The 14,840-nt window shown below is 49.6% G+C and carries 12 protein-coding genes; 11 read left to right on the top strand and 1 reads right to left on the bottom strand.

All coding sequences use genetic code 11. The features are described from left to right. Positions 1–137: 137 nt before the first annotated feature. The 10 genes from CSQ88_RS20130 (at position 138) to CSQ88_RS20085 (ending at position 10,309) form a co-directional block, all read left to right on the top strand. Positions 138–932, top strand: coding sequence for a pirin family protein (locus CSQ88_RS20130; RefSeq protein ID WP_099399860.1), 795 nt, complete (start codon positions 138–140; stop codon positions 930–932). Positions 933–990: 58 nt separating this feature from the next. Beyond that, entirely contained in the window at positions 991–1,617 is a 627-nt protein-coding gene (gene ycaC, locus CSQ88_RS20125) for an isochorismate family cysteine hydrolase YcaC (RefSeq protein ID WP_099399861.1), read from the top strand. Between the two features lie 62 nt (positions 1,618–1,679). Then, positions 1,680–2,099, top strand: coding sequence for an OsmC family protein (locus CSQ88_RS20120; RefSeq protein ID WP_099399859.1), 420 nt, complete (start codon positions 1,680–1,682; stop codon positions 2,097–2,099). A gap of 199 nt (positions 2,100–2,298) precedes the next feature. Then, complete coding sequence (ttcA, locus tag CSQ88_RS20115; RefSeq protein WP_099399858.1) at positions 2,299–3,228, top strand: tRNA 2-thiocytidine(32) synthetase TtcA; 930 nt, start codon at positions 2,299–2,301, stop codon at positions 3,226–3,228. Next, positions 3,228–4,010: a fused MFS/spermidine synthase gene (locus CSQ88_RS20110; protein WP_099399857.1), complete on the top strand. Its 783-nt coding sequence runs from the start codon at positions 3,228–3,230 to the stop codon at positions 4,008–4,010. The genes ttcA and CSQ88_RS20110 overlap by 1 nt, the downstream gene beginning before the upstream one ends. Positions 4,011–4,109: 99 nt before the next feature. Next, positions 4,110–4,625 carry an RNA pyrophosphohydrolase gene (locus tag CSQ88_RS20105; RefSeq protein ID WP_099399856.1) on the top strand — a complete coding sequence of 172 codons (516 nt, stop codon included), beginning with the start codon at positions 4,110–4,112 and terminating at the stop codon, positions 4,623–4,625. Between the two features lie 56 nt (positions 4,626–4,681). Next, positions 4,682–6,268 carry a PAS domain-containing sensor histidine kinase gene (locus CSQ88_RS20100; RefSeq protein WP_099399855.1) on the top strand — a complete coding sequence of 529 codons (1,587 nt, stop codon included), beginning with the start codon at positions 4,682–4,684 and terminating at the stop codon, positions 6,266–6,268. Positions 6,269–6,397: 129 nt separating this feature from the next. After that, positions 6,398–7,747, top strand: coding sequence for a sigma-54 dependent transcriptional regulator (locus CSQ88_RS20095; protein WP_099399854.1), 1,350 nt, complete (start codon positions 6,398–6,400; stop codon positions 7,745–7,747). A gap of 55 nt (positions 7,748–7,802) precedes the next feature. After that, the gene (gene ampD, locus CSQ88_RS20090; protein WP_099399853.1) at positions 7,803–8,381 is read left to right on the top strand and encodes a 1,6-anhydro-N-acetylmuramyl-L-alanine amidase AmpD; all 579 of its coding nucleotides are present in this window, start codon (positions 7,803–7,805) and stop codon (positions 8,379–8,381) included. Positions 8,382–8,413: 32 nt separating this feature from the next. Then, on the top strand, positions 8,414–10,309 hold the full coding sequence (locus CSQ88_RS20085; RefSeq protein ID WP_099399852.1) for a potassium transporter Kup: 1,896 nt from the start codon (positions 8,414–8,416) through the stop codon (positions 10,307–10,309). An 83-nt stretch (positions 10,310–10,392) separates the two neighbouring features. Here the strand turns inward: CSQ88_RS20085 and CSQ88_RS20080 are convergent, their stop codons facing one another. Then, entirely contained in the window at positions 10,393–10,989 is a 597-nt protein-coding gene (locus CSQ88_RS20080) for a 6-carboxytetrahydropterin synthase (RefSeq protein WP_099399851.1), read from the bottom strand. A 673-nt stretch (positions 10,990–11,662) separates the two neighbouring features. Here CSQ88_RS20080 and CSQ88_RS23075 point away from each other — a divergent pair. After that, entirely contained in the window at positions 11,663–14,479 is a 2,817-nt protein-coding gene (locus CSQ88_RS23075; RefSeq protein ID WP_180273748.1) for a glycosyl hydrolase family 18 protein, read from the top strand. The last annotated feature ends 361 nt before the right edge of the window (positions 14,480–14,840 follow it).

Genomic DNA, 14,840 nt, shown 5'->3' with positions numbered 1-14,840 from the left:
CCCAACAGGACGCAGTAATCCGCGGGTTGTGAAACGACGAACTAAGCATTTTGCAAGTAGAAAAGGCACGGAAATTCTTAATCAACGGCATAACTGGGGAATAAAAATCATAAAGTGAACAGCATTGTGTGCGCTCCATGTTTTCGTATTCAAATCATGGCAAACATTTAAGCCCATTTTTGCTGCTGGATTACGCAGGGCCTGCTGAGTTTCCTGCATCTGCCAAGCCGGCAGGTGTTGGCCAGCATCCGCATCGTGGCTTTGAAACGGTGACGATTGTTTATAAAGGCGAAGTGGCGCATCGGGATTCCGCAGGCAATGGCGGTGTGATTGGCCCGGGAGATGTGCAATGGATGACTGCTGGCTCGGGTATTTTGCATGACGAGTTTCATTCCGAAGCGTTTACCCGCTCGGGCGGTGTACTGGAGATGGTTCAGCTTTGGGTCAATCTGCCTGCCAAAGACAAAATGACGGATCCTGCTTACCAGGCCATTGTTAGCCAAGAGATTCCAACACTTACCTTGCCAAATGCTACTGGGACGATGCGGGTGATTGCGGGGCAATACGATGAAAAAGCAGGCCCTGCGCGTACCTTTACGCCGATGAATGTTTTGGATTTACGCCTGAATCAGGGCGGCATCAGTGATTTGGCGATCCCTGAGGGCTGGAACGCGGGGCTCTTTGTATTGCACGGCTCGATAACGGTCAATGGCAATACGGTGGCTAACGAAACACAAATGGTACTGCTGGATCGCGCTGGCAGCAGTGTGGCGATTGAGGCCAATAGTGATGCCGTGGTGCTGCTGCTTAGTGGTGAGCCGATTGATGAGCCAGTAGTCGGGCACGGGCCTTTTGTGATGAATACGCAGGAAGAAATCATGCAGGCCATGGCGGACTTCAATAGCGGCAAATTTGGGCAAATGCCTGTTTAACGGCAGCGCTTATTTTTTTAATTAATGAAAATATATGATCAATTTTAAGGAAAACACCATGAGCACATCTTACGCACGCCTAGATAAAGACCAAGTTGCCGTTCTTTTGATCGATCATCAAGCAGGATTATTGTCTTTGGTGCGCGATATTGATCCGGATAAATTTAAAAATAATGTGCTGGCTTTGGCTGATCTGGCTAAGTATTTCAAGCTGCCAACTATCTTAACCACGAGCTTTGAAGATGGCCCAAATGGCCCGCTTGTTCCTGAGCTAAAAGAGATTTTTCCTGATGCGCCTTATATTGCCCGCCCCGGCCAGATTAACGCTTGGGATAACGAAGATTTTGTTAAGGCGGTTAAGGCTACGGGCAAGAAACAGTTGTTGATTGCAGGAGTTGTAACCGAGGTTTGTGTTGCATTTCCCGTGTTATCTGCCTTGGCTGAGGGTTATGAGGTGTTTGTTGTGGCAGATGCGTCTGGCACATTTAACGATATTACCCGCCAGGCAGCTTGGGATAGGATGTCTGCAGCAGGAGCGCAACTGACAACATGGTTTGGCGTGGCAGGTGAACTACATCGTGACTGGCGTAATGATATTGATGGCTTGGGTGCTTTGTTCTCCAAGCATATCCCTGATTATCGTAATTTGATTTCAAGCTATAGCAAGGCCGCTGCAGCTAAGTAATCCTAAAAAAAGGGGGCACTTAATCGTGCCCCCTTCATCGCACTGCAAAATGGGAGTTAACTATGGAAAGCTTGATCGTCGTTACAGCCAAGACGGGGAGAACGCCGTACACCATTTCAGTTTCAGACGAGTCTGGCCATCACTGGCTGGCTGACGAGCCTGTTCAAATGGGCGGGGCCAATGCCGGGCCTTCGCCGGTTCATTTGCTCTTGTCTAGCCTGGGTTCTTGTACTGCAATTACATTGCAAATGTATGCAGAACGTAAGCAGTGGTCGCTTACTGATGTGCATGTTGAGCTGCAGTTTAATCCTGATGGTAAGCCTGCACCGCAGCACAGTGTGATCAGCCGCAAGATCACCCTGACCGGGGACTTAAGTGAAGAGCAGCGTGGGCAATTGCTGAAAATCGCCAATGCCTGCCCGGTGCATAAATTGCTGACCGGCACGATTGAAATTAGCAGTAGCTTGATTGGTAATCATTGAGGTGATGATGCCTTGGATTCGTGCGGAATTGTGGGACTAAATAGGGCGGACAGGCTGCGCTCACCGGCGTTGGCATTTTATATTTATTGGGAAAAATAGCGCTGAATCTAGGGCAATCCGTCTGAATCGGGTAAAATCCGCATTAATTCAAGAATCTACAGCAGGGCGCGATGCGCCCTGCTCTGTATTGGTGCCCCGTATGACTGATTCAACTCTTTCCGAAGCGGAAAAAAAACAGCAGTACAATTTTAATAAGCTCGCCAAACGCTTACGCCACAATGTGGGCGATGCGATCAATCATTTCAATATGATTGAGGATGGCGATAAGGTGATGGTGTGCCTGTCTGGCGGTAAAGACAGCTATACCATGCTGGATATCTTACTTGGCTTGCAAAAATCTGCGCCGATTAACTTCAGCATTGTTGCGGTTAATTTGGATCAGAAGCAGCCGGGCTTTCCAGAGGATGTTTTGCCGACTTATCTGGCAGGCATTGGCGTTGAATACCGGATTATTGAGGAAGATACCTACAGCATCGTCACCCGGGTGATTGAAGAAGGTAAAACCACCTGTAGCCTGTGTTCACGTTTACGCCGTGGCATCTTGTACCGTGTAGCAGAGGAAATTGGCGCGACCAAGATTGCCCTTGGCCATCATCGTGACGATATTCTCAGCACACTGTTCTTAAATATGTTTTACGGTGGCAAGCTGAAAGGCATGCCGCCTAAGCTGGTGTCGGATAACGGTAAGCATGTGGTGATTCGCCCACTGGCTTATTGTAAAGAAAAAGACATTGTTCGCTACGCCGATGCCCGCGAATTCCCCATTATTCCGTGTAATTTATGTGGCTCTCAGCCCAATTTACAGCGGCAGATTATTGCCGATATGCTGCGCGACTGGGATAAGCGCTTTCCTGGCCGCCTGGAAACCATGTTTACCGCGATGTGCAATGTAGTGCCTTCGCATCTGGCTGATCCTAAACGCTATGATTTTGCCAATATTAAGGCCGACGGCCAGCCGCGTGATGACGGCGATAAGGCTTTTGATAAGGAAGTCTTTAGCGATCCGGCTCGGATTTCAATTATGGATAGCCGTAAGCCTGTCCATGTTGATGCCTGTGGAGAAGCCTGATGCTGGGCCGACGCACTCCCCGCCGTGGTGGCGATGAAATCATGATTGATGTGTCCGAATCGCAGGGTATTCGTAAACTGCATTTCGGTGCAGACGATACGCAAAGCGCGATGCGGGTATCTGATCCGAATGAAATGATTCTTTCGTATTCGCGCTGCATGTTTGGCTATTTATTGTTTACTGAGCTGCCTAAAACGGCACTTTTGATTGGCCTTGGTGGCGGATCGATTGCTAAATGGGTACACCATAAGCTGGTGGATACCAGGCTGACTTGCGCTGAGCTGCATCCGCAGGTGATTTCGGTGGCGCGCTCAATGTTTTGCCTGCCGCCCGATGATGACCGGCTTGAAGTGTTGTGCACGGATGGCGCTGCCTATGTCTACAATATGGCAGAGGATTCAAGCGATTTGATTATGATGGATGCTTACTCGGCGACGGGCATTGCAGAGCCACTAGCCACCGTTGATTTTTTCAATGCGTGCAAGCAAAGGCTGACCAATAATGGTGTGCTGGCGGTGAATTTATGGGGTGCCGATCGTCGCTTTAACCATTATTTAGAACGCCTTGGAGAAGTTTTTGAAGGGCGGGTGCTGTGTTTACCTGCAAGACAGAAGGGAAATGTGATTGCTTTTGCTTTTTGTTCGGGGCAGGGCAACCCAACCTGGGACAAGCTGGCAGAGCGTGCCAAAGTGCTTGAAACCCAGCTGGGGCTTGAGTTCCCTGAGTTTGTGAGTGATCTGGCCCGGATGAATCCGCACAATGACAGAAAACTATTTATATAAATTCTGCGATTAACTTCCAGTTTGCGAGCAATACCTGTTTCCAAGCAGGGTAGGATGTGGAAAAATCGAGTTAACTAAGCAATTTACGCAGGTAAGGATATGCTCGATCGTGATGGCTATCGGCCTAACGTCGGCATCATCATCATCAACCGGCAAAACCAGGTGTTCTGGGGTAAACGAGTGCGAGAGCATTCGTGGCAGTTTCCGCAAGGCGGTATTAAACAGGGTGAAACACCCGAACAGGCGATGTATCGCGAGCTGATGGAAGAAGTCGGATTAGGCCCTCAGCATGTTGAAATCATTGGCCGCACAAGGGACTGGTTGAAGTACGATGTGCCGACAAACTGGGTTCGCCGCGAATGGCGCGGTACGTACCGGGGGCAAAAGCAAATTTGGTTTTTGCTTCGCCTGACAGGGCACGATTCTGATGTGTGCTTGCGCCGCACTACGCATCCGGAATTTGATGCGTGGCGCTGGACAGAATATTGGTCACCACTGGATTCGGTGATTGAATTCAAGCGTACGGTGTATGAATCTGCCCTTTTTGAACTGACACGTTTCTTTGAAGAAGCACCTGAGCGTGTGGCTCGCGCCATGCGTTTTTCAGGCCACTAGTGCTTACCCAACGCGGGCTGAGGTTTTTTCTTAGCCCGCGTATCTCCTTCCGCCCCATGCCCAATTCCTCTTCCGCTTTTCATACTGAAATGCATTGGCGCTCTTTAGCGCTGCTGAATGCTTTTCGCCTTCTTTCCAATATCGGCATTTTTTGCAGCGTACTCTGGCTGGCTTATAAGCCACTGAATGATGTCAGCAGCTGGTATTCATTTCTTGCCCTTGCCGGTGTTGATAGCTTTCTAGTTCTGTTATTTGCCTTAGGTATTCGCCACCGGCGGCCTGGTTTTGAAATACAGCTGAGTATTCAGGTGGCCACGGATGTGCTGTTTATTGTGGGGCTGATGCATTTGTTTGGCGGCTTGCGCAGTGGTATTGGCACTTTGCTGCTGCCTTATCTGGCAGCGGCAGGGCTGATCTCGCGCGGGAGGATGACTTTATTTCATGCCGCAATGGCAAGTATTGCGCTGTTAAGCGAACAAACCTGGCAAATCTGGCAGGGTAATGCGAGCGCCAGCGATTACTTACCGCCTGCTTTATTATGTGTGGCTTCTTTTGCGGTGGCGTGGCTGGCGCATCGCCTAGCCCGGTTTGCTCAGGCCAGCGAGGCTTTGGCTGAGCAACGCGGGGTTGATCTGGCTAATCTGGGGCAGCTTAATCAGCGTATTTTGCAAGATGTGTCTGATGGCGTATTGGTGGTGGATGCAAATGGTGTGATCCGCCAGTGTAATGAGCAGGCGATTCGCTTAGCGGGTATGCGGCCAGAAGGGGTGTTACTACATGCAATGCCGGTGATCGCGGTGGCGCTTGCCCGCTGGCGGAGCAACCCCTCAGAGAGCCCCAATTTAATTACTACAGCTTTAACTCGTAAAACACTCAGGCCGCGTTTTATTTCGCTTTCAAATGATTCACATGGCAATGTGCTGATTTATTTAGAAGATTTAGATAAATTGCGCCGGGAGGCTCAGCAACTAAAGCTGGCAGCGCTTGGGCGTTTAACGGCTAATCTGGCGCATGAAATTAGAAATCCTTTGAGCGCGATCACGCACGCGGCACAGTTATTGGGTGAGGAGGCTGAGGATAATGCGCTGATTAAGCGGCTGACCCGCATTATTGATGATAATGGCCAGCGCTTAGAGCGTATGGTGAAAGATGTGTTAGAGCTTAATCGCCGCGATCGCGTGCAAATGGTGCAGATTAAGTTGGCAGACTGGCTGGCGGTTTTTGTTGAGCAATTCAGTATGCAGGAGGAAATTCATGTTGAGCTGGCCTTAGAGTGCCCGGCTCATGCTGAAATTCGTTTTGATCCGGGGCATTTGCATCAGGTGATGTGGAATCTGTCCCGCAATGGCTGGCGTTATTGTGAAAAAAGGGCGGGCAGCCTGAGTTTTAAAGTCTGGCGGGAAAACGAGCACTGGGTTTTGGATGTGCGTAATGACGGGCCGCCAGTCGCGGCAGATGCGCAAACACAGTTGTTTGAGCCTTTTTTTACCACCGAAACCAAGGGCACTGGTTTGGGTTTATATATTGCGCGTGAAATTTGTGCTGCCAATGGTGCAGTGCTGGAATACGTTGCACCACCTGAGACTGGAACCTGTTTCCGGATTGTATTTGGCTATACCTATGGGCAAAAGAATTTAATTTAAGCGGATTGTGCACCCGCCCTTGGAGGGCGGGCCTTTTCTTCTCAGTAAAACGGGGTTCTGCCTTGGGCTGATCGCCAGAGTCACTTTAGTATCCTAAAATCTGCGGCTAGTTGTGCGTCAGGAGTGGTAATGGCTAAAAAAATCAATAAAAACAGTAAACGTGTATTGGTGGTGGATGATGAGCATGATCTTGCTGAGCTGCTTGAGCTAACGCTGATCAAAATGGGCTTAGAAGTTGATTGTGCCTATGGCGTTCAGGATGCATGTGCCAGGCTGGATAAAGTAGCGTATGACCTGTGCCTGACGGATATGCGTATGCCGGATGGTGAGGGCCTAGAAATTATTCGCCATATCCTGGACAAAGAAATGGATGTGCCTGTCGCGGTGATTACTGCCTATGGCAGCACAGATAATGCAGTGGCCGCGCTCAAAGCGGGTGCATTTGATTATCTGGCTAAGCCGGTTGCTCTGGATCAGCTACGTTTATTGGTGAAATCCGCCTTAGCGCTTGACGATATGTCTGCATCCCAAGCAAGTGATCGCCCTTTATTGGGTGAGTCGGCGGCCATGCAGCATGCATTAGAGCTGATTGCTAAATTAGCCAAGAGCCAAGCGCCTGTTTATGTCACAGGAGAGTCTGGCTCAGGCAAAGAACGGGCTGCACGTCTGATTCATGCCAGCTCCAGCCGTGCCAAGCAGCCTTTTGTGGCGGTAAATTGCGGCGCTATTCCGGAAAACTTAATGGAAAGCGAGTTTTTCGGTCATAAGAAAGGGGCTTTTACCGGTGCAAATGAAGACCGGGACGGTTTCTTTCATGCCGCCAATAGCGGTACTCTGTTTTTGGATGAAGTGGCGGATCTTCCGCTTGCCATGCAGGTTAAATTATTGCGGGTTATTCAGGAACGCAAGGTGAGAAAATTAGGTGCCACCGTTGAGGAGGCGCTGGATGTGCGGATTATCTCTGCCACGCATCAAAGTTTGAGTCAGTGTGTGGAAGCGGGGCGTTTCAGGCAGGATTTATATTACCGGCTGAATGTGATTGAGCTGCGTATGCCCGCATTAAGAGAAATGGGCAGCGATGTTTTAGTGATTGCCCGGCATGTTTTAGCGCGGGTGGCTAAATTAAACGGGCAAAAATTACCTGATTTTGCGCCTGATGCGCTCACAGCACTGCAGCGTTACGATTTTCCTGGCAATGTGCGCGAGCTGGAAAACGTCCTGGAGCGGGCTTTGGCGCTGGCGGATGGCCATGCGATTACTGCGGCTGATTTACAACTCAGCCTGAGCGATCATGAGGTAGAAGAAGGACTGGATTTGGGGGATAAATTCCCCTTGCAGGATTACCTGGATAGGGTAGAAAAGCAGGTGATTTTAGAGGCGCTTGAAAAAACACGTTTTAATCGTACTCAGGCCGCTAAAATACTTGGCCTCACGTTTCGCAGCCTGCGTTATCGCTTAGACCGGCTGGGAATTCAGTAATTGAAGTGTTGCCGGGCGGTCCCTACTGACCGTACGCCGGATAAGGAAGTCAAACATGCAATTTGATGCGCAAGGCTGGTGTAATCAGGCGCGTATTGTGCCCAGCCCTAATTGCGATGCCCGCGCCCCTGGGATGGCCGTGGATATGGTGGTGATTCACAATATTCATTTACCGCCGGGCCAGCCCTTTGGCGGGGATGATATTGAGCGTTTGTTTACGAATTCCCTGGATGCTGGCAAACATCCGTCATACGATGAGTTGTCTGAGTTGCGGGTGTCAGCGCATTTTCTGATTCGTCGCAATGGGGAGTTGTTGCAATTTGTACCCTGCTCAAAAAGAGCTTGGCATGCTGGTGTTTCCAGCTGGCAGGGCAGGGAGCGTTGTAATGATTTTTCGATAGGAATCGAGCTGGAAGGCTCTGATTTTGTGCCGTTTGAAGCCGCTCAGTATCAGAAGCTAAACGCACTGCTGAAAGTTTTAGCGGCAGAATACCCAATAGAGCATTTGCTGGGACACAGCCAGATTGCACCAGCTAGAAAAAGCGATCCCGGGCCTTTTTTTGATTGGAGTCGTATTGCACTGCCGCAAGATTTGTCCAAAAAGTCAGCTGTTTTGCAAAAGCCAGCGTTATAATCCGCCGACCTTCTGTTAGGCCACAATAAAATATGTCTTCAGCATCAAGTTTGGATCGTGATCCAAAAAAAATAGCCGGTTTGGCCGTCGGAGCGATCGGTGTCGTTTATGGCGATATCGGTACCAGTCCGCTCTATACACTTAAAGAATGTTTTAATCATGCAGAGCTGACTCTGTCTGCCTTTAATGTTCTGGGCATCTTATCCCTGATTTTTTGGGGGCTGATGCTGGTCGTGTCTTTGAAATACGTTGTTTTCATTTTGCGTGCGGATAACCGTGGCGAAGGCGGCGTGTTGTCCCTCATGGCTTTAGCACTGCGCTCTGCTGCCCCCGGGTCAAGAAAATACGCGATCATTGTGGGTCTTGGCCTCTTTGGAGCCGCCCTGTTTTACGGTGACAGCATGATTACCCCTGCGGTATCGGTGCTCTCAGCCTTAGAAGGGATTGGTGTGATTTCGCATCAGCTGGATGCTTATATTATTCCTGTCACCATTATTGTCCTGATTGCACTGTTTATGATGCAGGCAAGGGGCACCGCCAGCATCGGTAAGCTGTTTGGCCCGATTATGTTGGTCTGGTTTGCCATTCTTGCTGCGCTTGGGGTTTGGAATATCATTAAATCCCCGGATGTGCTGGCGGCGATGAATCCAATCCATGCCGTACATTTTTTTGCAGCTGAGCCCGGTTTGGCTTTTGTGTTGCTGGGTGCGGTGGTGCTGTCCCTGACAGGGGCTGAGGCGCTGTATGCAGATATGGGCCACTTTGGCCGGCCTGCTATTCGCTACGCATGGTTCTTACTGGTGCTGCCTGCTCTGGTCTTAAATTATTTTGGCCAGGGGGCGCTGCTTTTACACAGCCCGGAGGCCATTAAGAATCCATTTTTTCTGATGGCTCCCGCCTGGGCTTTAGCGCCGCTGGTGGTGCTGGCAACCTGTGCCACTGTGATTGCATCCCAAGCGGTGATATCGGGTGCGTATTCGATGACCAGCCAAGCTGTGCAGCTGGGCTTCTGCCCGCGTATGGATATCCAGCATACATCCGAGAATGAGATTGGCCAGATTTATATCCCGCAAATTAACTGGTTTCTTCTGGTTTCAGTGATTCTGCTGGTGCTGGCATTCCGCACCTCCAGCAATCTGGCTGCGGCTTATGGTTTTGCCGTGACCTGCACGATGGTCATTACCACTTTGCTGGCATTTATTGTGCTGGGGCGTGATGCATCACGAGTGAATCGCTTGCTGATCTGGTTTGTTCTATCGTTCTTGCTGGTTATTGATCTCGCATTTTTCTCTGCCAATTTGCTTAAACTGCACGAAGGTGGCTGGTTCCCGCTGATGATCGGGCTGATGGTGTTTGCTTTGCTGACAACATGGAAGTACGGCCGCAAGCTCTTGAGTGAGCGTATGCACGATGGTGAGCTGCCGCTGGCTGGTTTTGTAGAAGCCCTGGAAGCAAGCCCGCCACAGCGTGTAGAAGGCACGGCTATCTTTATGACGGCGAGTACCGATTCGGTGCCGCATGCTCTTCTGCATAATCTGAAACACAATAAAGTGCTGCACGAGCGCGTGGTGTTTATGACTGTGCTTACGACAGATATTCCTTATGTAGCAGCCAGAGAGCGGGTGGTGGTGCGTAAATTAGGTGAGAGCTTCTGCCAGATTATTGCCACATACGGCTTTAAAGAAGAGCCAAGCGTGCCGGCTATTTTGGCTCAGGTAGAGCAATTACAGCCAGAGCTGGTGTTTGACAGCATGCAGACCTCTTATTTCCTTTCAAGGGAAACCATTGTCGAGGCCAAATATCCTGCCATGAGCTGGTGGCGCAGAAATCTCTTCAGCATCATGAGCCGTAATGCAACGCGTGCGACTAATTTCTTTAAGATCCCGCCCAACCGGGTGGTTGAAATGGGGATGCAGGTAGAGATTTAATCGCTCTTTCCTCGCTCAGATCAAAAAAAGCGCGGCCCATGGGTCGCGCTTTTTTATTTGCTGCTGATTTGAGGCATAAATGCTCAGGCTTCAACTTGTCTGGGTACTGCCGGGTTGATAAACCGCTGGCCGTCGAGCAGCTTTTTATACATTTCTGGATCTTTCCATTCTGCCTGGCACTGCTCTGAAAACACCACATCTTCCAAGCGAATAATGCCCATACGCTCATTGATGGCATCGGCACGGAAAGCTTGTGCGTAGCCTGTGTCGGTTTCGTGGGCGATGACAGAGTGAAGAGTGACATCGGCTTCGCCATTGGCCATTACGGTCTGCTGCAGCAGGGCATCGATAATCACAAAAAACATGCGGGAAAATTGCTCGGCAGACGGCGATACCGGCATGGCAATCCAGCGGGTAGAGAATTGTTTGCACAGGCGGATATATTCCGCGTCGTCTTTATCCCAAAAGCACACCGCATGATCAAAGGCATCTACCACATCGCGGATCGTGCCTTTCATCAGGCCAAAGTCATAAACCATCTGGCCATGATCCAGTGCATTTGCTTCCAGCAGCACTTCAACACGATAGCTGTGCCCGTGAATCGAGCTGCGGCAGCGCTCGCTGGAGCAGTTGCGCACGATGTGCGCGTTTTCAAATTTAAACAGTTTACGAATTAGCATAATGAATGGCAGGTCAAAGAGTCAGTTCGGTTTCTATCAGATGCAGCGCAGATCAGCAAGGTATTGATCACAATTGCTTTTTGTATAGGTCCACTTGGGTACTTTTTTTAAGTCCATTCATAAGAAATTGCTGATTTTTTGTAAGACGTTTTGCCGGGATGGTATTGCCCATCCGAAGCAACAGCTAACGAAAGAATTGGGAAAGTATTTCAAGTGTTTTGTTAGGGGTTAACGCTGGCTGCGGCAAGCTTTGTATCAAAAAAACCTCTTTTTTTCTGATTTAAACTACATATAGCATCGCTTAATAACTACATTAGCTTAATGTTATTTCCTTTGTTACATGGTTTCTTTGTTCTAATTATTAATAAAAATCAGGTAGTTGTGTTTTTTTTGTTGGATGGTCTGAAAAGAAAAACACTGGACTGTGTAGTTTTTGTATACATGGGTAGAGGTTGTTTGTTTTTTCTGTATGCGAGCGGGGAATAGACTATTGACATGGTAAATACGCTAGTGGCTAATCTCAGTTACGTATTATTTAGTTGTTTTCAGAAGTATTCTGCAAATGATTATCTTACGTAATTATTACAAAAATAATAGATCCGTATTTGCAGTATCAATACCACTTGATGCTGACAGATAACGCCAATTCATAAGATGGATGGAGACTTAAACTATGTCGCAATTTAGTCGCTTTATGCTGGCGGCCATTCCGGCCGCCTTTGTTGCCGCCCAAGCTTTTTCTGCACCAGCGTGGATTGCTTCCGGCACATATACTGCCGGGCAGACCGTAAGCTATGCTGGGAAAGATTGGAAAGCTAAATGGTGGACTCAGGGCAATGTGCCTGGTGCTGAGCAGTGGGGTCCTTGGGAATTGGTGGCTGGTGGTACACCAACCCCAGCTCCAACGCCAGTTCCAACACCGGCACCGACGCCAGTTCCAACGCCGGTACCGACGCCAGTTCCAACACCGGTACCGACGCCAGTTCCAACACCAGTTCCAACACCAGTTCCAACACCAGTTCCAACACCAGTTCCAACACCAGCACCGACTCCCGCTGGCTGTTTCTTAGCATGGTCGTCAACGACCGCTTATTCGGGCGGCCAAAGTGTGACCTACGCAGGTCGCAACTATAAAGCGCAGTGGTGGACTCAGGGCGATGTGCCGTCCAGCAATGTAGGCGCAGGCAAGCCCTGGCTGGATCTGGGGGCTTGCGGTTCTACGCCTACTCCGGTTCCTACACCAGTACCGACGCCAGTACCAACACCGGTTCCTACTCCGGTGCCAACGCCAGTACCAACACCGGTTCCTACCCCAGTACCAACGCCAGTTCCAACCCCGGTGCCTACTCCAGCTCCAAGCGTTGCTTGTCAGCCTGAAGGTTTGGTCACTGATGTTGCAAATGTGCCTTATTGCGATGTGTACGATGTAAATGGGCGTGAGAAGCTGCCAAACAATATGAAACGCCGCTCTATCGGCTACTTCACTAACTGGCGTAATTCCGGGCCTAATTCTTATCTGGCTGCGGATATCCCGTGGAATGACATTACCCACGTCAATTATGCTTTTGCGCATATTGATAGCAATTGGCAAGTTTCGGTTGGTAACACAGCAGACCCTAAAAACTCCGCAGTCGGCATCACATTCGATGATAAAAAAGGTGATCCTAAATACGCGCTGGATAACAGCCTGCCGTACAAAGGCCACTTTAATATGCTGCACAAAAACGCGCCTAAGGGGGTGAAGCTGCTGCTGTCCGTGGGTGGCTGGGCTGAAACAGGCGGTTATTTCAACGATGCCGATGGCCGTACCGTTAGCGGTGGCTACTATGCCTTGACCAACGATGCTGCAACAGGCGCAGTGCGTCAGGACCGGATTGACATTTTTGCTAAGTCGGCCGTTGAGTTCCTAGAAAAATATGGCTTTGACGGGATTGATCTGGATTATGAATATCCAACCTCAATGAATGATGCGGGTAATCCGGAAGACTGGAAGATTGGTAACGCTCATCGTGGTGAATTGTGGAAAGGCTATATGGCCCTGACCAAAACATTACGTACTGAGCTGGATAAGGCGGCAGCAGCAAAAGGTAAGTACTACATGCTGACGATTGCGTCCCCATCATCTGGCTATTTATTGCGTGGTATGGAAGCCATGCAGGCCGTTAAATACTTGGATTACGTCAATATGATGACGTACGACTTGCACGGCGCATGGAACCACTTTGTGGGTCACAATGCACCGCTCTACGACACAGGTAAAGATAATGAGATCGCCGATGCCAAGATTTACTCCGGTGGCGATGCGCATTATTACAATTCACAAGGCTATCTGAATATTGACTGGGCTTATAAATACTTCCGCACCGCGCTTGCAGGTGGTCGTATTAATATCGGCCTGCCTTATTACACCCGTGGTTCGCAAAATGTAGCTGGCGGCACCAATGGTCTGTGGGGCATCTCTGCTCTGGCCGATCAGAAAAAATGCTATCTCGGCACGGGTGGTAATTTAGGCCCGGATGCATTGAGCGCCAAAGCAGGTGCACCTTGCGGTTTAGGCGCTCAGGGGATTGATAATCTCTGGTTTGACCGGGATGCGGATGGCAATGAAATGTATGCAGGGGTTAACCCGCTTTGGCACGTTAATAATCTGCGTGATGGTCTGAGTGCGCCTTACTTTACTCAGTATGGCCATGACCAAAGCCGTCCGGAAGCCAAAGTGCGTGGCACATACCAGGAAAACTACGACGATGTGGCTAAAGCTTCTTGGTTGTGGAATCCAACCACCAAAGTGTTCTTGTCGACTGAAAATGAGCAGTCTTTTGCTGCCAAAGTTCAGTACGCAATTGACCAGGGCGCTGGCGGTATCATGTTCTGGGAAATGGCAGGGGACTACAGCAAGCCATCAGAAAATGGCCTGGGTTATTACTCCATGGGCAGCACACTGACCAAACTGGCAGCAACGAAGATGCGTGCAGCTGCACCTTATGGCACAAAAGCAGGTGATGAGAAGTTTGTTCGCCCGGCAGATTTGCTGGATGTCTCGGTTGATATGGTTGGTTATAAACCTAAGGGGGATGATAACTATCCACTTGCGATTGGCCTGAAGTTGAAAAACAACTCAACCGTCAACTTAACCGGTGCCAAGGTTTCATTTAACGTTGCACCATCCACACCGTTGATTCCTTCTGAAGTTCAATACCTCAAGCCTAGCGATCCACCTGCAGGCAATGGCGTAGAGAATTTAGTGGATATCTATAGCGGTGGCACTTGGACAGCAACAACCGCCGGTACAAAAACAGGCAATGTGGGCGGTCTGCCAGATGGCTTCCATCGTCTGACCTATGCGATGAAAGAATCAGGCTGGGGCGTTGCAGATTTTAGTGCAGGCAAAACCATCACCATCGGCATGCGCGTATTTATGCCGCTGACTGTGCCAAGCGATATCACCATCACCCTGCCAAATGGCAAAGTGTATGGGGTTAAGCGCTAAATCAGCAGCGATTTGAGTTCTTAAAGCAATAAAAACGCCGCGGGTTAACTGCGGCGTTTTTGTTTTGTAGAAAATGCGACATTTATTGTCGATGCTGCTTCTTATCTAAATCAACAACTTAACGTATTACTACGCTTTAATTGCACGGCGGTGGTTGACCTGGTACGGCGAGGTCCGTATATTTCGGCCTCTCGCTGCAGCACACACAGCAACACGGTGTTCGAGCAAGCGAGCCGATCTTTAAAAAAATACAGTCGATGAGTGTGAGTGCTTGATTCGGAAGCGAAACAAGTGCTTACATGAGTAAGGAGTAGCCAGCGATGGTTGCTCTGAATAAAGTAAGCCAGTAAGTACTAGCTTA

Source organism: Iodobacter sp. BJB302, from assembly GCF_002735645.1.
Lineage (GTDB): Bacteria > Pseudomonadota > Gammaproteobacteria > Burkholderiales > Chitinibacteraceae > Iodobacter.
Note: the sequence above shows the minus strand (reverse complement) of the source record. Positions and strands in the feature narration are given on the sequence as shown.